Annotated in this window: 15 protein-coding genes; 3 read left to right on the top strand and 12 right to left on the bottom strand. The window is 43.3% G+C overall.

Annotated elements, in window-relative coordinates:
• Positions 1–1,451, top strand: a 1,451-nt coding sequence (locus QVP94_RS07115; protein WP_353884501.1) for a glycosyl hydrolase family 95 catalytic domain-containing protein, incomplete at its 5' end; no start/stop codon positions are given.
• An 83-nt stretch (positions 1,452–1,534) separates the two neighbouring features.
• Here the strand turns inward: QVP94_RS07115 and QVP94_RS07110 are convergent.
• The 7 genes from QVP94_RS07110 to QVP94_RS07080 all read right to left on the bottom strand — a co-directional run bounded on the left by QVP94_RS07110 (position 1,535) and on the right by QVP94_RS07080 (position 8,580).
• Entirely contained in the window at positions 1,535–2,749 is a 1,215-nt protein-coding gene (locus QVP94_RS07110) for an OprO/OprP family phosphate-selective porin (protein ID WP_005853871.1), read from the bottom strand.
• A gap of 40 nt (positions 2,750–2,789) precedes the next feature.
• Positions 2,790–3,464, bottom strand: coding sequence for a phosphate signaling complex protein PhoU (phoU, locus tag QVP94_RS07105; protein ID WP_005853873.1), 675 nt, complete (start codon positions 3,462–3,464; stop codon positions 2,790–2,792).
• 31 nt (positions 3,465–3,495) lie between these two features.
• The gene (pstB, locus tag QVP94_RS07100; RefSeq protein ID WP_005853875.1) at positions 3,496–4,248 is read right to left on the bottom strand and encodes a phosphate ABC transporter ATP-binding protein PstB; all 753 of its coding nucleotides are present in this window, start codon (positions 4,246–4,248) and stop codon (positions 3,496–3,498) included.
• Between the two features lie 15 nt (positions 4,249–4,263).
• Positions 4,264–5,151 (bottom strand): phosphate ABC transporter permease PstA, encoded by an 888-nt coding sequence (gene pstA / locus QVP94_RS07095; protein ID WP_005853877.1) that lies wholly within the window; start codon positions 5,149–5,151, stop codon positions 4,264–4,266.
• An 8-nt stretch (positions 5,152–5,159) separates the two neighbouring features.
• Positions 5,160–6,347, bottom strand: a complete 1,188-nt coding sequence (gene pstC / locus QVP94_RS07090) for a phosphate ABC transporter permease subunit PstC (protein ID WP_005853879.1) — start codon at positions 6,345–6,347, stop codon at positions 5,160–5,162.
• 179 nt (positions 6,348–6,526) lie between these two features.
• Positions 6,527–8,023: a butyryl-CoA:acetate CoA transferase gene (locus QVP94_RS07085; protein WP_005853881.1), complete on the bottom strand. Its 1,497-nt coding sequence runs from the start codon at positions 8,021–8,023 to the stop codon at positions 6,527–6,529.
• A gap of 101 nt (positions 8,024–8,124) precedes the next feature.
• Positions 8,125–8,580 carry a hypothetical protein gene (locus tag QVP94_RS07080; RefSeq protein WP_005853883.1) on the bottom strand — a complete coding sequence of 152 codons (456 nt, stop codon included), beginning with the start codon at positions 8,578–8,580 and terminating at the stop codon, positions 8,125–8,127.
• A 260-nt stretch (positions 8,581–8,840) separates the two neighbouring features.
• On the opposite strand from QVP94_RS07080, the gene miaB reads away from it, so the two are divergent.
• On the top strand, positions 8,841–10,214 hold the full coding sequence (gene miaB / locus QVP94_RS07075) for a tRNA (N6-isopentenyl adenosine(37)-C2)-methylthiotransferase MiaB (RefSeq protein WP_005853885.1): 1,374 nt from the start codon (positions 8,841–8,843) through the stop codon (positions 10,212–10,214).
• Positions 10,215–10,274: 60 nt separating this feature from the next.
• On the opposite strand, the gene QVP94_RS07070 is transcribed toward miaB, so the two are convergent.
• Genes QVP94_RS07070 through QVP94_RS07050 form a run of 5 tightly spaced genes read right to left on the bottom strand, consistent with a single transcriptional unit; the run spans position 10,275 to position 14,829 of the window.
• On the bottom strand, positions 10,275–11,918 hold the full coding sequence (locus QVP94_RS07070; RefSeq protein ID WP_005853887.1) for an alpha-L-rhamnosidase-related protein: 1,644 nt from the start codon (positions 11,916–11,918) through the stop codon (positions 10,275–10,277).
• 18 nt (positions 11,919–11,936) lie between these two features.
• A complete protein-coding gene (locus tag QVP94_RS07065) occupies positions 11,937–12,206 on the bottom strand; it encodes a hypothetical protein (protein WP_005853888.1) in 270 nt (89 codons plus the stop codon).
• Between the two features lie 32 nt (positions 12,207–12,238).
• A complete protein-coding gene (locus QVP94_RS07060; RefSeq protein WP_005853890.1) occupies positions 12,239–13,126 on the bottom strand; it encodes a hypothetical protein in 888 nt (295 codons plus the stop codon).
• A 58-nt stretch (positions 13,127–13,184) separates the two neighbouring features.
• The gene (locus QVP94_RS07055) at positions 13,185–14,207 is read right to left on the bottom strand and encodes a nucleotidyl transferase AbiEii/AbiGii toxin family protein (protein ID WP_005853892.1); all 1,023 of its coding nucleotides are present in this window, start codon (positions 14,205–14,207) and stop codon (positions 13,185–13,187) included.
• 13 nt (positions 14,208–14,220) lie between these two features.
• The gene (locus tag QVP94_RS07050) at positions 14,221–14,829 is read right to left on the bottom strand and encodes a DUF6088 family protein (RefSeq protein ID WP_005853894.1); all 609 of its coding nucleotides are present in this window, start codon (positions 14,827–14,829) and stop codon (positions 14,221–14,223) included.
• A gap of 1,364 nt (positions 14,830–16,193) precedes the next feature.
• Here QVP94_RS07050 and QVP94_RS07045 point away from each other — a divergent pair.
• On the top strand, positions 16,194–20,162 hold the full coding sequence (locus QVP94_RS07045; protein ID WP_005853896.1) for a right-handed parallel beta-helix repeat-containing protein: 3,969 nt from the start codon (positions 16,194–16,196) through the stop codon (positions 20,160–20,162).
• The last annotated feature ends 5 nt before the right edge of the window (positions 20,163–20,167 follow it).

Genomic DNA, 20,167 nt, shown 5'->3' with positions numbered 1-20,167 from the left:
ATCATCTTCCGATCCATGAGCGTTTGGCCGCTTTCGCTCAAGATAAGAACGATCCGGGATTGGCGGCTTTATATTTCCAGTTCGGTCGATATTTATTGATTTCCTCGACCCGGCAGGGATTACTGCCCCCGAATTTGCAGGGCTTGTGGTGTAATACGATTCATACGCCTTGGAACGGGGATTATCACCTAAATATTAATTTACAGATGAATCATTGGCCAGCGGAGGTCACGAACCTCTCCGAGTTGCACCTTCCGCTGATCGAATGGACGAAACAGCAAGTCCCTAGCGGTGAACGTACGGCCAAAGCTTTTTATAACGCACGAGGATGGGTCACGCATATTTTAGGTAATGTCTGGGAGTTTACCGCCCCGGGCGAACATCCGTCGTGGGGAGCCACGAATACATCCGCCGCATGGCTATGCGAGCATTTGTACACGCATTATCAGTATACATTAGATAAGGCGTATTTAAGGGATGTTTATCCGACGATGAAAGGGGCTGCCCAATTCTTTGTGGATATGCTGGTGCAAGATCCCCGGACTAAATATCTGGTGACGGCACCTACTACCTCTCCGGAGAACGCTTATAAAATGCCAAACGGAAGTGTCGTGAGTATTTGTGCCGGATCGACGATGGATAATCAGATCTTGCGGGAATTATTTACGAATACCATTGAGGCCGCTGGGATTTTAGGTGTGGATAGCGCGTTCGCTGCTGAGTTGGCGGCGAAACGAGATCGTTTGATGCCTACGACGATCGGTGAAGACGGCCGTATTATGGAATGGCTTGAGCCGTATGAAGAGGTAGAGCCTACCCATCGTCATGTCTCTCATTTATATGGGCTTTATCCCGGGAATGAGATATCGATAGAGCATACGCCGGAGTTGGCAGAGGCGGCTCGTAAATCCTTGGAGGTCCGTGGCGATCAAAGCACGGGCTGGTCTATGGCTTGGAAGATTAATTTCTGGGCCCGTTTACAGGATGGCGATCATGCTTATAAATTGCTGGGTGATTTGTTACGTCCCTGTGTAGATGAGCATACGAAGGAGGTGAAGGGAGGAGGTTCTTATCCTAATTTGTTTTGTGCCCATCCTCCTTTCCAAATCGATGGTAATTTTGGAGGCACGGCGGGTATCGCGGAGATGCTGATACAGAGTCAAACCGGATTGATCGAGTTTTTGCCGGCTTTGCCTTCCGCTTGGAAAAACGGAAGCTTTAGCGGTTTGAAAGTCCGGAATGGCGGAGAGGTGTCGGCTAAATGGACGGAAGGTCTGCTGACGGAAGCTCGATTGAAAGCGATCGTTCCGGGTATTTTCCGGATCAAGCTTCCGGCAAATTCAGCGAACCTAAGTCTCAAGAAAAATCAGAAACCAGTATCTTTACCCGTAATCGATGGAATGCTAACGGTGGATTTGCAACAAGGAGACGAATTGATATTAATAATGTGAATAATATGCCAATATGCCAATGTGCCCTGCGAATATATCCATTTAATTGGCATATTGGCACATTACCCACATTGGCACATTATTCAATATAGTGGTAATCTATAAATGAAACCGATCGAAAGGCGTGCGGTGTCGTCCAGAGAGGCATCGAGCGCCTTCGCTCGTTCGGATAGGTTATATTTTTTACCTATGGCGGTCAAGAAGATATGTAGATTATCATCGGCCATCGGATAGAACTCAAGCCCTCCTTGATACCCCCATGCCGTACGGTATTTACCTTTCTCGTAAGCATCGTAGGCTTTATAGATCGATGCGCTTTCATACATTCCTTTCGCGAATAGTTGCCATTTGGGATGGAAACGATACTGTATTTCCCCCACCAGCGAAAGATAATCGATGTTTTGCATACGAACCGGTGGTTCCGGTTCCTCCTCTCCGGAGACTTCGGGCTGGGTCAATTCGGTCAATAATCCTAATGGGTCTAATTTTCCTCGTGAATACATGACATCGAAATAAGCATAGACCGGTCCGGCCTCTATACTTTGACCGGTAAAGACGCTATACATATATTTCCCTTGGGCTTGTTCCGCAGCGGATACGGAGTACCGTAAATGAATCAACTCATCCAGAAAGTTACCGTTCCAGTTCAATGTGTAAAACAAGGGAACTCTCGGTTTCTTAAATCCTTCCGGCAGACGTCCATACTCATCTTCCATCGATCCCATACGACTGTTCGTCACCTGTAAGCGGATCTCTTGCGACTCATTCGGCTGATACCCCAGCCCGATTCCCGTAAGGTAGCAAAGGGAGTATTCATTCATATCGCTATACTCATAAATAAGCAAAGGATTCTCGTCGTACTCAAAACCACCGTAGAACACATCTTGTTTTCCGGCGGTTAAGGTAAAACGCTCATTCAGTTTATAGCCGATATACGCATATTCGATCGACTCATTCAAATTCTCCAAGGCTTGTCCCTCATAACCGCCATTCAGCGTTTGGCGATACCAATAGAATAACCGATCGTTCACCTCTCCGGTAACATCAATTTTGACATCCCTGAAACGAAAGGCGGCTTCATCCAGCTTCCCCGAGAAAAAGTCTGCGTTGAATCCTGCGTGCATCTCCAAGTCCAGATTGAAAACCTTGTTGCGTTTCGGAATCTTAGTCGCGTATTCAAAAAGAGATACCGAAGAAGAATCCCGCTCCGGGATAGGAGAATTTGTCTGAGCGTAAGACGTTAACGCGGAACCGCTCAATAAGAAGGCCGACAGCCAAGCCACTGTGAGTCGTTTCATTTACTGATGTTGATTGTTAAAGTGGCCGCGAAGATACGAATTATTGCTCGGTTTTGCCCATATGCTTCATGACTTTAGCGTCCAGATAGAAAATGAGCTCTTCCGCTATATTCGTACAATGATCTCCGAAACGTTCCATTTTCCGGATAACACCGGCCATATATAACCCTGCCAACGCACTACCTTTATGCTCCTCTATATATTTGGCGATAATAGCGGTAGAATTATGATTGATCTCATCGATCAAATTATCCTTCAAGAAGATACGGGAAGCGATCTCTGAGCTTTCTTTCTCAAAAGCCTCTTTGGTGAGTGAGATCATGCTTAATAACTCCGACAGCATTTCTTCTACCCGGGTTTCCTTGACCAGTTGCGGGTCAATCGGTTCCCCCTCGGGAAGGTTTCCGGCGAAACGGGCGATGCTTTCGGCGAAATCTCCCAGACGCTCTAGGTTTGTATTAATCTTATACATCGCCAATACGAAACGTAGGTCGATCGCTACCGGCGCATATAAAGCGATGATATCCTCGCAATCACTGTCGATCTTTAGCTCGAAAGCGTTTACCCGGCGTTCCCGGCTGATTACCTTATAAGCGAGTTCCTTATCTCCGGTAAGCATAGCCTCCCCTGCGTTGTATAATTGCTGGTGAACCAATGCCCACATCTCGCTGATACTATTTTTTAAAGAATGAATCTCCTGCTCTATAACCTTCATACTCTTCTAATTTTCAATTTTTAATTTTCAATTACCCAAACCGTCCGGTAATGTAATTCTGTGTAGACTCTTTCTCCGGATTGGTGAAAATCTTCCGGGTATTATCATATTCAATCAATTCCCCTAAATAGAAATATCCGGTCTTGTCGCTAACACGAGCCGCTTGTTGCATATTATGGGTAACGATTACGATCGTATAATCATTTTTCAGCTCATGTATCAAATCCTCGATCTTGCTGGTTGAAATCGGGTCCAATGCGGAAGTCGGCTCATCCATTAATAGGATGGAGGGCGAGATCGCCAAGGCACGGGCGATACATAAACGTTGTTGCTGTCCGCCGGAAAGAGCGAATGCCGATTCTTTCAGTTTATCCTTTACCTCGTCCCAAAGGACGACCTGCTTTAAAGTCTTGACCACCGTCTCCTCAATATAATTCTCATCGTTGACACCGTTTACCCGCAGGCCATAAGCGACATTCTCATAAATCGTCTTAGGAAAAGGATTCGGTTTCTGGAAAACCATCCCCACGTTTTTACGTAAGCGATCCACTCTCTCGCTTTTCGTATAAATATCCCTTCCATCAATCAGGATCTGACCTTCCATGCGAGTGTCCGGAATCAAATCATTCATGCGGTTGAACAGGCGGAGGAAAGTAGACTTTCCGCAACCGGACGGTCCTATGAAAGCGGTGGACGTATTCGGCTCTATCTCCATGGAAATGTTCTTCAATGCATGGAAATCCCCATAATAAAAGTCTACGTTTTTAGCATCAATCTTTATCATAATTGTCTTATTTTTTTAATTCATTTTTACCTTCTTGGCGAAATAACTACGTAAAGCGTTCGCTAAAAGGTTTACTAATAATACGATGACGATCAGCACGAGCGCCGTGCCATAAGCCATCCCCCGGGAAGCCTCGATATCTGTACCGCTTGTAGAGATAACATATAAGTGGTAAGGTAATGCCATACATTGGTCGAAAATACTTTTCGGCAATTGCGGCAAGAAATAAGCGGCCACCGTAAAAAGGATAGGAGCGGTCTCTCCGGACACACGCCCGATCGAAAGAATCAATCCCGTAATAATATTGGGGAACGCCATCGGTAGCACGACCCTGCGGATGGTCTGCAACTTCGTAGCCCCTAACGCTAGGCTACCGTGACGGAAAGAATCATCGATACTTTTCAAAGCCTCTTCCGTCGTGCGGATGATAAGTGGCAAGGACATCAGCGCCAAGGTAAACGAACCCGCTATAATAGAGTCTCCCCATCCCAAGGTACTTACGAATAGAGACATACCAAATAACCCGAAAACAACGGATGGGACACCGCTTAGGTTATTCGTCATGATACGGATGAAACGGATGAGTTTCCCGTTTGTGGCGTACTCGTTCATATAGATACCACTCATGATGCCGATGGGAAAACTAATCAAGCTACTTCCGATCACTAAATAGAGTGTACCTACGATAGCCGGAAAAATCCCCCCGGAGGTCATGCCCTCTTGGGGTGCTTGTGTCAGGAAATCCCAACTGATCACGCTCGCTCCCTTTAAGATAATGAATCCCAGTATTACGAATAAGATCACTACGACCAAATAACTCAGGAAAGAAAAGAAACCGAAAGCAACCTGTTGAGAGGTCCGTTTCCTCTTGTCTATATTCCCTAAATGTTGAATAGGTGCCATATCTTTAATTAAATTTTACGTTTGGATGAAATATATTCTACGGCGATGCTCAACCCCAAGGTGATGAGGAACAACACGGCTCCCAGCATAAACAAGGCTTGGTAATGCGCTCCACCTGCGGGAGCCTCACCTAATTCCGCTGCTATCGTGGCAGGAATTGTCCGTACCGGTTCGAAGAACGAGGTAGGGATAACGGCGGCGTTTCCGGTTACCATCAATACGGCCATCGTCTCACCGATCGCACGTCCTATACCTAATACGACAGCGGACGTGATACCGGATATGGAGTAGGGGATTATTACTTTGTAGATGGTTTGCCATTGCGTGGCTCCCAATGCCAAGCTGGCCTCTTTCATGGCTCGTGGGGTAGTTCGCATGGCATCTTCCGCTACCGTGATGATGGTCGGCAACGCCATGATCGCTAAAACCACGCTTCCGGCGAAAGCGGTCTCGCCTACCGGAAGGTCTAAGGTCTTTTGGATAAGGGGAACGATCACCACCAATCCGAAGAAACCATAAACGACTGAGGGAATACCTGCCAATAACTCGATAATAGGCTTTAGCAAATTACGGGTTTTTGTATTGGCAATCTCTGCCATATAGATCGCTACCGCTACTCCGAAGGGGAGGGATAAGGCGATCGCGCCTATACTTACTAAAAGTGTGCCTAGTAATAGAGGGATCAAGCCAAAGATCGGAGCGGGAGCGGAGGTAGGATACCATTTCGTCCCTCCAAAGAACTCCGAAGGTTTGATCGTGGCTCCCGATATGATTTTTCCCGTAAAGTTCTCCGACTTGTATTGTTCCGGAAAGAATGCGATAATCCCCGGCTCTTTATGGATAAGTTCATTGATTTTCTCGGGAACATATTGAAATTCTTCACCTAGCTCTTCTTCCGTATAATAGTTGGTTAGGTCCGAGAAACGGAAGACAAGTATATCTTGATTTTCTCCGTTTAAATCTTCCCAATTGGTGATATTGGCATCGAAGACATCCATGATTTGCTCGGGAGACAAATGTTCGACTGGATTTTCCTGATTCACAGCCAATATATATCCTTCCTCTACCTCCGGGCTGTTAAAAAGACCTGCGGCCTCTTTAAATAAGAAGACAATGATCAACAAGATCGTAAAGCTACTGACGCTTCCACTGATCAAGAATCCTCCTTCCACTAATTTTTCTATAAACTTTCTCACAATCTTTGCCTATTTATTCTGCTGCAAAGAAAGAGCCTCTATATTAAGGAGAGATTAAACCCGCTTGAAAGAATTGTTTCAAAATTATTACAAATGTATTACGCATTGTCTGCTATGAGAATAGGGCATGAGTTCGGTTGAACCCATGCCCTATGAATTATGCCTGTAATATGTTTGTATTACTTATTATACTTGCTCCAATCCACATTGTGCATATCGCCGCTGGCCGCTAGTTCCTCATGGAAAGCGAAACAGCATTTCAGGTTTTGAGGCGTATGTCCCTTGATACCCATAGCGAGGTATTCTTCCAATAACGGTTTGTAATCCGGATGAACACAATTGTCGATGATGCAACGAGCGCGTTGGATCGGAGATTTACCGCGTAAGTCCGCTACACCATATTCCGTGATAATGATCTTCACGGAGTGCTCGCTATGATCCAAGTGAGATACCATCGGTACGAACGCGCTGATCTTACCCTCCTTCGCTGTAGACGGAGTCGTGAAGATCGATAACATAGCCGAACGGGTAAAGTCGCCGGAACCACCGATACCATTCATCATACGAGTACCGGATACGTGCGTAGAGTTAATATTACCGAAGATATCAGCCTCCAAAGCCGTATTGATAGCAATCAAGCCTAAACGGCGGGCAACCTCCGGATTGTTAGAGATCTCTTGCGGACGAAGCAATATCTTATCCTTGAAGAAATCGAGATTTGCGTAGATCTCACGGATTACCTCATTACTTACGGACAAAGAGCAACCGCTGGCGAATTTAACGCGACCTTGTTTCATCAATTCGATAACCGCATCTTGAATAACCTCAGTATATACATTGAATGCGGGGATAGACTCATTAGCTCCCATGCAGCCCAAGACTGCGTTAGCCACGTTACCTACACCACTCTGCAATGGAACGAATTCTTTCGGAAGACGGCCGGCCTTGATCTCGCTAACCAAGAAGTCCGCAACGTTTTTACCGATCGCCATCGTAACATCATCCAGCGGAGAGAATTTTCCACCTTCATTCGGCTCATCGGTTCTTACCACACCAACGATCTTAGCCGGGTCTACTTTTACACAATCGTTACCGATCCTGTCAGAAGGAGTGTAGATAGGGATCTCACGGCGTAAAGGAGGATCAGCCGGCTCGTAAATATCATGCATACCGCGGATTTCTTTCGGGTGACGGCAGTTCAACTCAACGATGATACGGTCTGCCATACGACAGATAGTAGGTAAGATACCAACACCTGAAGTCGGAACGATCTCACCATCCTCAGTAACATCGGCAGCCTCTACGATTGCGACATCAATCTTACCCAAGAATCCGTAACGCAAGCTTTGTGCCAATTCAGACAAGTGCAAATCGAAATATTGTGCCTGATGAGCGTTTAATGCGGCACGTAAGTCTTTGTTAGATTGGTACGGTGTACGGAATTTGATGGCGTTAGCGCGAGCCAACTCTCCGTCTAGCTTATCACCAGTAGAAGCGCCGGTAAACATACCGATTTGAAAAGGGTTACCTTTAGCGTGTTCTTCCGCTGCCTTCCGGGCGATAGCTCCGGGAACGACTTTCGGGCATCCTGCGGGTGTAAAACCACTGAAACCTACATTGTCATTATGATGCACATAAGATGCGGCTTCTTCAGCTGTAATAAATTTTAATGCCATGATAATTAGTTTTTATGTTTTTAGGTAAATACTTACTGTTCAATATTTCGGGCGCAAACTTACATAAAATTACGCTGAATCGAATATAAGTGTGGCGTAAATTAATACTTCCGGTTTAGAATCTCCGCACAAATGATCGCTTTCTTCAATTCCTCGATGTCTCTGAAGGTATCTTCTGGCATAAGCCCCGGTTCTTCCTCGATAGCACTCATCCTTACGGATGGCTGGGTCGCGATATGATTCGGGATATTCTTCTCGGCGGAAAGGAATGGAGATGAGGCAGGCGATGAGGTTACGACTTGCGGTTTCTCAACCTTTGACTTTACCTGCTTTTGTCGGGGAGCGGGCTTAGGTTTTTGCGTTTCCTTTTGCATATCCTCCAATATCTCCCAGAAGCCTTTTCCTTCTGTAGGCTGGTCATTAGGCACAATTTCCCTGTCGGGTTGCCCCAATATATCGGGGCGACTCTTCTTCTTTTTGTCTTTCGAACTGAATAAGCCACTGACGGCGGCGATAATCAGGAAAACAATATATAACCAATCTCCTACGTTATCCATAAACTTTGATTATTTTTGCACCTCCAAATGTAAGAAGAATAATTGAGAAGTGAAAAGATGGGAGTATATAAAACATCAGATAGGTATAAAAGTAAATAAGGGTAACTTCACAGCCACCCTTATTCGATTTAACCAAAACCTTAACTATGAAAAAATTTACGTTTTTCGAATGCAAATATAACGGTGGGATTCGAACTATGCAAGCGTTTGCGTAATTATTTTTAAGAATCTTGCTTATTTAAATTCTATTAACATATAGTATGGTAAATCAAGAAAACGGTGTGGACTTAAAATCCGCTACCCAAAGCGATGAACGAAAGTTGTTTATCGAGACCTACGGCTGTCAGATGAATGTGGCGGACAGCGAAGTTGTAGCTTCTATCATGAAGATGGATGGCTATAGTATGACGGAGAATATCGAGGAGGCGGATGCCATCTTCGTGAATACTTGCTCCGTACGCGACAACGCCGAACAGAAAATCTATGGGCGGCTACAGTATTTCCAGTCTTTAAAACGGAAAAAGAAGTCATTAATTGTCGGTGTATTGGGATGTATGGCCGAACGAGTGAAGGAAGACCTGATCCATGTGCATCATGCCGACTTGGTGGTAGGACCGGATTCTTATCTGGACTTGCCGAACTTGGTGGGAGCGGTAGAGCACGGAGAGAAAGCGATCAACGTGGAGCTTTCTACCCAAGAGACCTATAAGGATGTTATTCCTTTGAAGTTACCGGGCGTACATATCTCCGGTTTCGTGTCTATTATGCGCGGTTGTAATAATTTCTGTACGTATTGCATCGTACCTTATACAAGAGGACGCGAGCGTAGCCGGGACATCGAGAGTATCTTGAATGAGATACGGGATATGCATGAGAAAGGCTTTAAGGAAGTTACGTTGTTGGGACAAAATGTAAACTCCTATTCTTTCGAGAAAGAAGGTGAGACCATAACCTTCCCGATCTTGTTGGATCGTGTGGCGAAAGAGGTTCCCGATATGCGAATTCGTTTTACGACCTCCCATCCGAAGGACATGAGCGATGATACCTTACGTGTGATTGCCGCAAACGACAATATCTGTAAGTTTATCCATCTGCCTGCCCAATCCGGCAGCAGTCGCATCTTGAAGGTCATGAATCGTAAATATACTCGTGAATGGTATCTGGACCGTATAGCGGCGATCCGTCGTATCGTACCGGATTGCGCTATCTCGACTGATTTATTCTGCGGTTTCCATTCCGAGACCGAGGAGGATTATCAAGAGACTTTATCCTTGATGCGTGAAGTGGGATATGATAGTGCTTTCTTATTTAAATATTCCGAACGTCCGGGTACATATGCCGCTAGCCATTTGGAGGATAATGTACCGGAAGAAGAGAAGGTACGCCGTTTGCAAGGTATGATCGATTTGCAAAATAAGTTGTCCGAGGAAAGTAACTTGCGGGATATAGGCAAGACTTTCGAGGTTCTGATAGAAGGATTCTCGAAACGTTCCCGTGAGCAGTTGTTCGGACGAACCAGCCAAAACAAGGTGGTCATCTTTGATAAGAAGAACTATCATGTAGGTCAATTCATAAAAGTCAAGATCCATAAGGCTTCCTCGGCTACCCTGTTCGGGGAACCTGTGGAGGAATAAGAAAAAGAAAACGCCAATACGTTCCATTTCGAGCGATATTGGCGTTTCTCTTATTATCTTCTATCTTTGGAATATCTCCGGGTATTTGTTGATGAAATAAACCGGCGTGCAACTCCATGCGTGGCAATAACTATTGATCGGGAAAAATCCGTAAGGTGATAATTCGTCATTGTTCGGATCATATACCTCCCAGAATGTATCGGCTCCTTTATTCACCATGCCGCCCCAATAACTGGTTAAGAGTGAACGGGCCTCTTGCCGCATTCCACATTTCAACAAGGCTTCCATTACATAATGATAAGCGTACGGACATCCCGGATAGCATGCGTCGGGCATCGATAGGACGGTGGCCATCGCTTTTGCTCCTTCCTTGGCGGTAAGCGTCTCCGATAGGACCATCCACACTTGTGATAGGTAAGACACCTGACGGTTAGGGCCGCTTACGATCACCCCGTTCTTTTGGTCATAGAATGTTTTCCGGGCGGCTTTCTTTATCTGGCCGGCGATACGAGGCCAATCTCTAGCCTCCTTCTCTTTTCCCAGCATTTTAGCTAGCTCATAGCTTTTCTCTAATGAGAATGCCGTAAGTCCCTGCATGGATGCTTGGCGATCATAATTATCTTTCCAGTCGAATACCAACCAATAAATCGGCTTCTTTTGCATATCGTAGATCCAATCGTCCGAGTATTGACGCAAGGCCATCTCTATTTGGCGGACCACTACCGGCCATAAGTCCAAGGCGACCTCCTTGTCTCCGGTCTCTTTCAGGTATTCCAGCAACGCTACGTTATACAGCAGGGAATAGTCCAAGCAATGCGTACCGTTTTGCGGATGAGGGGTCGGTGTCTCCAATACGGTGGCGTGCAGCAGTCCTTCATCATTGGCTAGAGCCGCTAATAAATAGAGACAACGTTTCGTCAAGTCGTGGTTTTTATACGACCATGCGTTCGCTAGCGCCTCCAGATACAAGTCTCCGATCCATAACCGGCGATCCCGTTTCGGGCCATCCTCATAGACGGTCTGCATACATTCTTTTAATGTAAGCAATCCTACCTCATTGATTTTACGGATCAAGGGATCGGTCGTGGAAGCCAGTGGCAATGGAGCCGTCTTAGCCGATGTCTGCGCACGGAACGTTAGCTTGTCGAAGGCGAAATCGAAACTGGAAGCGCCTAGCAACTCTATCTTGAGATACCGAAAAGACACCCTTCTGGGGATGGAGGCCTCGATGGGTACGGTCATTAACGTCATCACCTCATCTTGTAGCCAAGCCCTTGACAAACCGCCCGGATAAGGATCGAAAGGCGTGTTCAATTCCGAGGGAACTTCGGCGAACGTGAATTTGATACGTACCGGAGCGTCCGAAACCTGTTGGCTAAGGAGCTTGAGCGAGAAATCCAAATAACCCGTCAGATGCTCACCGAAGTCAACTATAACCGATGGATGTTTCTTCAGGGACTCATTGAATAACAGATCCGTGCTTCCTTCGTCCCGCATGCGCCAACCTTGGTAGGCTGACGCGTCTTTGATGGAAGTGACCCGTTTGACCGGCTTATGTTCCGTATAGGTTAACACTGGCTTGCAGGCCTCACTCTTTTGAAGCCATGAAGCGCTTTCTTTGAAATAACGACTTTGTGCTGATAGGGTGAATACACCGACACAGCATAGTAAACTTAGCAGGATTTTCATATGTGTTCTTTTCATTCCTTATTCGAGATTATCTTAGCATTTTGTAGCAATAATATTGAACTCGGATTCTGTTTTTTCTTCCTCATGGGTAAATTCCAACGAGGTATATAGCTTGGCAATGGTAGGGATAGCCCCATTGCTGGTACCGGAGCCAAATAGAAAATTAACATTCTTCAAGTTAAAGAATTCCCAGATTTTATCTTTCAGCAAATTTAGATTCTTCTCAAAGTCAGTACTACTTTGAAAGTGATTTGAAGTTCCTTGGTTCATCACCAAGTCTCCATATTTTATGCTATCTGTCATGTTTTTTAGAATAGAAAAAATGATAATAAAGTTTATACTTGCCTTACTGGAACTGTCAATCCCATATTTCTTAAGAATATTTCTATTTTTTTCTTTGTTTCAGTATTTCGTACATACACTCCTTTGAGGAGATCAACAGTCAGATGCATCTCTCGATAATACACCGTTGAGCCATCATCTCGTTGGCGAACATATTCATTAGCGACGATTTTAGATATCTCAGCTGGAGACAGTCCCAACTTTATCATTTCATCGCCATACCCTTTGATAAGAGATTGATAATCGGAAACAGGTATTGGGATGATAGCACGAGTTTCTTCTTCCATCCAATAATCCTTCGCCCCTTTGATGCGAGGAGCAGCGAGAGAGAGCAAACCCATGGCTATCAGTTTGACGAAAAACTGAGGATAGCCCTTGAGTAATCTGAAAGCCATATTCTTTTGCGGACCTCCAAGAAGGCCATATCCTATGTTGGTATATTCCTTGTGCAGCATATCGACCAACTTATCGTCAGACTTATCATCAGTATAAATACATGATACAAGCCTAATCATGGGAGCATCAGGAACCGGCACATATTGTGTATCGTCAATTGCCATAACCACCCCATCCGTTTTTGCATACTTTTTCCACATGTAGTCATTGTCTGTTCGTGAAGTGAATGACACAATATAGGGATAAGGGAGATTCTTATTATCTTTAATCTCGTTCCAATCAAACAGAGGCGCAATCTGCCGATCTGGCTGCAGTTCCTTTTCCATCTCTGGCAACAACCTCCTTATGGTCTCAACCCCCAACTTAAATTCATCGGTATCTGCAAAACAGTCATACCTTGTAGCCCAGAAGCACATTTGCTCCTGGGATTTAGCATATCGAAGGATATTTTTTAATGCGTCAAAAGATGTATAATGATAGAGCATATATATTGTTCTTTAAATGATTGATAGACGAGAATTAGGTTGTTGACATAAGCATGAGCTATCTCATGCTTCTAACTTGTTCTTGTAATTCTTTCATTCTTTGCATCAGTGTATCAAACTCCAGAGATTCTCCATAGATGAAGAAACGTCGCATGTCTGTATAATCTGTTTTCCATACTTCCATTTCCGACTCTGGAATCATGAAATTAATCGTCTTAGGATTGTGGTGGTCATAATTGACATATTTCAGGGCGTAGTATGCCTTACGATGCTCCACTATGGTATTATATAAGGAAATGTCAGACAAAGCCTCACGTCCATATTTAGTATCCATAAGTTTTTCTAAATCGTACAAATGTCGTGACATACGTACACTTCGTGGCTTCTCCTTTTGAAACTCCTCTGCAAGTAAAAACAACTTCTCCAAGAAAGTGCGAGTAGGTACAACTGTCTTTACCTTGCAGTTTGAATCGGAATCTTCACCTTCAAAGCTTTCTTCTATCAAAGAATGAATGTCTCGCAACTCTGTTGGTTCATCCATAGATAGAACGCTAATTTCAATCTTTACACGTGGAGGAATGTAGGTTATTATATCTTCAACAATAGAATGGTAATGTAAAAGAATGACCGTAGGATCCTTATCTGAATCTATCGGACGCCATTCTCCATTCTTGTCCTGTACTTTTGTCACATTTTCTATGCTATAGCCTGTAATACCCATTCCCTTCAATTTGGCATCTAATTGAAAAGAAAGCGTGTTATGTATATATGCACGAGCTATTTTACGCAATTTCTCACGTTGATTTTTACTTGTCTTTTCTATACCAAAGAATGAATGGCTTATAGCCAAGTCAATATCCTCAGAAAAGCGCTCAATAATATTGAATCCTTTAGAAAGGGATGTGCCTCCCTTAAATATCAACGATTCATGATAATCTGTTTGAAATAATGCTTTTAAAGTGGCAGTTACCCACCAATCTTTTTCTATTGCCACTTGATTGATACCAAGATGTTCTATCTCTGTCTGTTGCAACATAGCCAAGCGATCGATCAATTCGTTATTAAGCCATAGTTTTCCCATAAATCCTTTCTCTTTAAACATTAAGCATCGGTTTAACAATTCTTTTCATCCATGCAGGCATCATATCAACATCCCCCATTAAGGCGGCCTTGTCTGGTTCTTTTGATATCAACTGTCGTATTGTCTGTAATTCCCCCTGTCTGACATTTTCTTTCTTCAATGTCCTTAAAGCCTGCACAAGTAACGAAATAAGACGAGTGGAATAGCAAAAATTTTTAGGAACTCCACGTTTCAATATCACATTCCGATTTGACAATTTGATTGTTCTTTCACTACCAGTAGTCAAATACGTATAGTTCATCGGTACTTGAGTTGACAGTCCTAATACGTTCAAAGCAGTCATACCAGATGGTAATACCTCTGCATTATCACGAGTTGCGATAGCCTGCACAATCTTATCAACAGAAGGTAGTACCACTCCGAAACGGCTCTTTCTTGGCTTTGCATATATTCCTTGAGCAATTTTTACGAGGATTCCTTCTGCCGTTAACTCGGACAAAATGCTACCCACGAATTCTGTGTGATATTCAGGGTAGTCGGAGCGAAACAAAATACGATCTTCTGGCATTGCTATTATGCGCTGCTTAAGAGTCGTACTATCTAAAGAATACTCGTTAGTCATATGACCTTTGAATTTTTGAAGATTTTTCAAATGCGAATTTACAATTAATTATCGAAAAGGCAGCGTAAAAATCATTGTGCCACATACATTTTAAGTTCTTTTCCATAAATCTTATAGTAAACAGACGGGAAGTAGGCAGCTTTTCTGCCTTTCACAACCCAATTGGGGTACTTACATTGACGAATATAGGAATCTTCGTTAATATCTGGGATTTTGTTTTAAGCTCGCTGTTCAAGTCGATTTCCCGCAGAGGTATAGTTAGCAAGTATTCTATGGCTTGTCCCATTCTCCGAAGCAGTACCTTGAGTATGAAATGAAAAAACTAAATCATCTACCATATCTGCCATTATCTATATAAGTATCTAATTATAAGAAATTTGTTGAATGGTGGTAGATAATAAACATCTACCACTATCAGCTTGCATCTACCACTATTTACTGCTTTTCAACCACTAAATGCAGCCGTTCACTATTCGCTAACCACATTACTCGTTCTGCGAGGGTATGCCAACAGGTTGCCTGCTTGGTTATTTGTATACCTTGTGTACTTATTTAATGTATTGAATAATAGGTATTTATAGTTTTTTTAGGCATAAAACAAAAGTTTTCATAGCGGAAAACTTTTGTTTTGTGCTTACGAAACTTTAGTTTTCTCTAGGAGAAACTCTTTGTTCCCCTAAGGGAAATGTCTTTCAAAAATAACACGTTTTCTTATCCAATGCAAAGAAAAAGTATCAATGTCAAGTATAAGTGGTAGATGTTGAATGATAATTGTAGATGTCAGGCTATCTACAACCTATATGTAATGCTTTGATTTATAAAGCATACATGGCGTAGTGGTAGATATTGTAGATGTTTTCATAAAATCAATATTGTAGAATTCCTTTTATCTCAATTATGTATAGTTGCAGTCTGATATTTGGTTAGTTATGCTATTCCACATGCTTTAAGAAGAGAATCTTATAGCTTGTGATGATATAAAGTTTTTATGGTAGAAAATTTTGTTTACGTAAAAATATTTGATCTATAAGTATTCTGTAATAGATAAAAACGCCTAGTCTAAACGATCGTTTATTCTAGGCGTTAAAGATAGGCTATATTTTTGAATAAAACAAAATCCAGAGAAACTTTTAAAATTTGATTATCAACGCATAAACGTAAATATGGACGCTTATGCGTTGAATTCAATAAAACGCCAGAATAAAACGATCGTTTAGACTAGTCGTTTTATAACCGATGATTTCGCATAACTGCTTGTAAATGATGATTATGAGAAGACTGATATGCAGGAAACTACAGAGTTTATGAATATAGGGTAAATGTTTTAAATAATTGAATATTACTAACTTATAAAAATTAATCGTATGAAAAGAAGACTACTTTTTTTGTTCGCCGTCTTTATGGTGGGTGCAAGTGTGGGGTGGGGACAAATGATCCCTACATACTACAAAGTGGCTGTAGGAACAGATGGTGATGGATCATCAGCTGGTTCACCCATTTACAAGACAAACTTGGAAACAGCATTGTCTGATGCGGCATTATCTTCATTAGATAGTGTGATCATATTGTTACCTGAAGGGGTATACTCGGCTAATGCAGCTCCTTATTTTATCACCAAATCATCATTGGCTATCATTGGTGAAGGTGATACCTCAACAGTTACAATTAAGTCTCCGGTAGATATTGGGCTAACAAACGGAGGGAATGTGTCTTTCCAAAAGGTACATCTAACAGCAAAAACATCGACTGGACGAGGAGTTGTCGATATTAAATCCTCTAAAACGACAGTGTCTTTCAGTGAGAGTAAGATAACGATAGAGGGTCGGGGAACGGGTGATAGTGGTTCCGGGGCTTGTTTCGGTATAGTATCTCAATTAACAGTAAATGAGAACACCGTAAACTTTATTAACTCCCGTATGTATATGTCTGATGGTTTTGAAAGAGGACTTGCGTTTCGTGATGGTGGAGGCCATACACTCAATTTTATAGGAAGTAAGATGGAGGGGCCTTCGGCTAAAAGTTTATATCCTTACGTGATCGGCATTTGCTCATGGGTGGGAGGAACTGATAATACTAATCCGGTAACCTATAATATAAGGAATTCTGTAGTGGATGTGAATTATTATGCAATATTCGCCATCAACCAAGCGGGGTACACAAATGCCGTAAATATAACTATCGACAATTCCAGTGTAACTGCTTGGGCCGCACTTTTTCTAAGAGGTGATTTAGTAAATGAAGCCTACCCGCATAATGTAGCGATCTCTAATACTCATTTGTATGGACGTTCTTACCAAAATGGGCCAAGTGATGGATTTGGAACTGTCGTTTTGGATAATTGTCAAAATTTGACTATGACGATGGACTCTAAAAGTTCTATCGTTTCAGAGAATAAAGCACCGATAGATAGCCCCATCACCTATATGTGTGTGGCTGATGTCCGTAAGAATACTTCCGGTACTTGGACGTTTACATCCACCGATGGCTCTAAGGCTTTAATCCAATCCAAGAATGACAAATATGCTCCTACATTATTTTTTGATGATGCAGGAACAAATTTGGAGGTTTTAGGGGTTGAATATGTTGAGTTTAAGGCTGAAAACGAGAAGCCTTGCATTGTCTCGATTCATAAGAACGGGACTTTGAACAATGCGGCATCCAGTTTAGACGTATTATTGACGAATACGACTTTAGAGGAGGGGGATAAAGTGATTTTCCCGGAAGGAGAATATACTTTACCAATGACGCTGCCTCTGGATAAATCAATCACGCTTCAAGGAGCTGGGCAAAGTCAGACAATTGTAAATGGACATATTTTCGTTAATTCACCATCCACCGGTTCAGTTACATTGACCGCAAGCGACATGACCTTAAAAGGAACAGATAATTCCTCTGCGCATGGGCTTATTGGCATGATTGGAACGGGCAAGAATATCGTAAAGTTAACCAATTGTAAGTTAGATGGTGGTGCGGTTACCGCTCAAACCGCTGCCGTAGGTGTCCGTATGGAATCAGTGGGAGCGGAGTTAAGCTTGACGAATACGGATATCGATGTCAATTATTATGGAATAGGCTTACGGAATAAAGAGCAAGTCTTAGATATTACGGGAGGAACCTTTACCGCATGGGGGGCGATCATGACATCAGCCGGAAGTATGAGTCCAAGTGATGGTACATTAGCTAATACGAATACCCGGATAACGGCGAAAGACGCGACATTCATCAGTAGGACTCTTCTGAATGGGAAAAGCAATAGTTATGGAGCTGTTATTCTTCAGGAAAAATACAACGGAGTTACAGCTGATTTCACGAATTGCGAGTTGCGAGCGGTAGATGGATTAGATCCTTTGATAAATGCTACCCAAGCTACGGCTACGGATATACGTTCGTATGGAAATACGATCACATTTACAGGTTGTACGTTGTCTTCTTTGGAAGGAACGAATAATCTCCCGGATGGAAGTAACGGATATTTACATGCCGGAGTTATTCGGCTAGGTTGGAGTGGAACGGATGATAAGTCGGAATTTGCGGATAATACGATAACGATCAACAATTCTACATTGAATGGCAAGGAGGGAGAGAACTGGGTCTATTCACATCGCGAAAAGGAGGCGAAAAAATACGACAAGCTGACGATCAATGGAACTGTTTATGATCCGGCCTCGGGTCTTATTTGTTATGGAGAGCCAGATATTCAGAATAAGATTGATAATGCGGTAGCGGGAGAGACGATTTCTGTTCCGGCGGGAGAACATGCGGGTTTCAATGTCACTACCGCTGATGTCCGGATAAAGGGAGTTTATGGAAAAACGATTATTAAAGGAACGAAGAAGTATACGGGTTCTTCCATAGCTTGTATCTCTGCGGATAAGGTGACTTTGATGAATCTTTCTTTCAAGAGTTCAACGGATGGCTCGAATCGTCCAACAGCATTGTTTGTCGGTGGAGGTACGGTGGAGATTGATAGTTGTATTTTTGAGGATAAGCTACTCCAAACAGGTTTATATTCGGAACCGGGTAGTACTCTTAAAGATGCGACCTTGTTGGTTCATAACAGTACTTTTAATGTATATGATAAGAATTTGTTGATCTCAGCGGGACGACTTAACGCTATGGTCAAGAATAATGTTTTTACGGATAGTGATATTTCGGTAGCGAAGAATGACGGCTCGAATGTCGTTGAATCAAATGAGTTCCATAATTGTGTCGTGAAAGTTGAGGATGGTGTAACATTCCAATATAATAAGATGTACCCGGGCGACCAGACATATGTATATTCCATTCGTCCCAATAATTTAGAGGGAACGGTTGTTGCGCCGAATAATTATTGGGGAAGTGATAATCCGGATTTTTCTGCCTTGATTGATAAAAGCAGGGCACCGAACGGATCTGTAGATTATTTCCCATATTATTCGGATGTCGCTTTGGGTACCTTAATCTATAAGATGGTAACGATTTCGGAAGATACGGTCTGGGCCACTCCGCATCCAAATCAAAAGGTCACCGTCTTGGATGGCGCGACTTTGACGTTGTCTGTTCCAATGTCTTTAGATACCGTTACCATGAGAGAAGGTGCGCAAATAAAGTCAAATCTTGCGGATCAAACAGGAAGCGTGACCACTAAGTCTCTTCGTTTCTCTCCGGATCTCTCCGGTACTGAGTGGAAGGCGTTAGGAATGCCATTAGCCTCTGCCGTGATCAAGAACTCTACGGAGGAGGAGATCTCGGCTCCAAGTGCTCAAAATGTTGATAATGGTATCTGGTTCGCTAGGCTGAAGGATAACAAGACTCCGGAGTTCGTGGTGGATGAGAGTACTTTTGGCATGGCTGGTCTTTGGGCGGCTAATGGCGATACCTATACGATCTCTTCTGAAGGAGCTTTTGAATTCAAGACTTTGGAAGAACCTGCCGCTCCAACTGAAACAGGTACTTTCTTGATGTGCTCGAATCCGAATACATTTACGATTACCTTGAAACAATCTGCTTATATATTGACAACGGATGGAACCTCTTTCGAGCAAGAGGCAAATCCGGAGATCAAGCCTTTCCAAAGCTTTGTCTTGACAGACGCCAAGACATTGAGTACGCTTCGCTCTTTACGTATCGGCGATGGCGTGGTTACGGGTAACCAGACGATCGAGCCGGTAGATGGTTATTACGTGACTACCGATCGTGGCGCTATCGTGATCCACACGCCGGAGCCTATGGACGTGGTGATCATCGGAATGAATGGCAAGGTCGCTTATCGTGGCGAGGTTACGGACGGCCGGCGGATCATGGTTTCTTCGGGCATCTATGCCGTGAACGGTCAATTAGTAAGGGTTAAATAACGATT

This window comes from Parabacteroides sp. CAG:2 (assembly GCF_000436315.1).
Taxonomy (GTDB): Bacteria; Bacteroidota; Bacteroidia; order Bacteroidales; family Tannerellaceae; genus Parabacteroides; species Parabacteroides distasonis.
Note: the sequence above shows the minus strand (reverse complement) of the source record. Positions and strands in the feature narration are given on the sequence as shown.